General features: G+C 66.1%; 1 protein-coding gene. It reads left to right on the top strand.

The window, feature by feature from the left end; translation table 11 throughout:
* Positions 1-313 precede the first annotated feature (313 nt).
* Positions 314-1,435, top strand: a complete 1,122-nt coding sequence (locus tag AC3WJU_RS22405) for an IS110 family RNA-guided transposase (RefSeq protein ID WP_441432394.1) — start codon at positions 314-316, stop codon at positions 1,433-1,435.
* Positions 1,436-1,741 lie beyond the last annotated feature (306 nt).

A 1,741-nucleotide genomic window follows, 5' to 3' on the forward strand; every position in this document is an offset into this window, starting at 1 on the left:
AGTTAGACGATATGAAGTGAGGGCGTTCGTTCCCTGCCCGTCCGGACCGGGCCATTGTCGCCGGGCGGCCGCGCAGCGCCGGCCTGGCATGAGGGGTATCCCTGGTGCCGGGGGCGGCGCTGCGGGGCCTGTGGCCCGGCGGAATTGGCCTTTGTCCGGACGGGCAGGCAAGGGTCCCCGGGACGGGTGAGGTGAAGGCCGGGGCCTTCTGTTTCACAGAGTCCGTGGGTTGCCAATAACGGTGCTCTTGGATTGTCGACCCGTGGAGCGTTGCAATGGTAGTGCCACATGTGAGTTTTGGGAGGTCCCGGCTATGTTTGAGCATACTTTCATCGGGCTCGATGTTCACGCGGTTTCCGTTGTGGGCTGCGCACTGAACCCGGAGACCGGCGAACTGGTGCACGCGAAAATGGACTCCGACCCGGCGGTGGTGCTGGAGTGGATCCGCCGCTGCGAGCCGCCGGTGAAGGTGGTGTATGAATCCGGCCCCACCGGATACGTCCTGGCCCGGTACCTGCGCGAGGCCGGCATCGACTGCGTGGTCGCGGCGTCCTCCAAGTTGCTCCGCGCCCCGAGCGACAAGGTCAAAACCGACAAGCGTGATGCCCGCCTGCTCGCCGAGATGCTCGCCCTGGGCCAGATCACCCAGGTGCGGGTCCCGACGCGGGACCAGGAAGACCTGCGGGACCTGTCCCGGCTGCGGTCCACCGCGGCGAAGAACCTCGCCCACGCCCGCCAGCAGGTGAATGCGATCCTGCTCCGGCACGGCATCCGGTACCCGAAGGAGACCAAGTGGACGAAGGAACACGGGGCCTGGCTGCACCGGCAGCGGTTTGACTCCCCGGTGTTGCAGTTCACCTACGACGCCGATGTGGAACAGGCCGAGCTCCTCGCAGCACAGCTCAAGCGCATCGATCAGCGCGTCGTGGCGGCCGCCAGGGAATGCCAGTACGCCCCGGTGATCGACGCGTTGATGTGTTTGCGCGGCATCCAGACCACGACCGGGTTCGGGCTCGCCGTGGAGATCGGGGACTGGACCCGCTTCACCGGGTCCTCCATCGGCTCCTACCTGGGGCTGGTCCCCAGCGAGCAATCCTCGGGCCAGTCCCGCCACCAGGGACCGATCACGAAAGCCGGCAGCAAATACGCCCGGAAACTCCTCATCGAGGCAGCCTGGCAGCACCAGCGCCCCTACTCCCGGCCCGGGGAACGGCTGCTGCGCCAGCTGGAGCTGGTCGGCCCGGCCACCCGCATCAGGGCCCTGGAAGGCAACCACCGGCTCCACCACAAATGGGAAGTCTTCGACGCCCGCAAGAAACGATCCGTCACGGCAAACACCGCGATCGCCAGGGAACTCGCCGGCTGGTGCTGGTCCCTGGCCGCACCCCTGCAGCACGGCGACCACGGGCAAGGAGACCGCATGAACGCGGCCTGATCAACGTGCCGTCCGGGTGCATGGCGGACGTGACGTGGCAGCACTCCGGGGCCCAACTCGAGACCCAACTATGAGCAAGCGGGCCATACCGTTGACGCCCGATGTTAGACAGCGATACGCCCCAGCCGAACAATCGTCATGCGGTAAGCAACCCGCGAATATCAGTCTGACACTGCAGTCGAACACAAGACCCGCCAGCACACCCACCACACCCGGACAGCACCCCAACGGAAAGCGGCCCCCGACACCAAAACCGGGAGCCGCTCACCACTGCCTCTTGACAACAGCTTCTACATATCAGTTGGG

It is taken from the genome of Arthrobacter sp. FW306-1B-F12A (genome assembly GCF_058781865.1).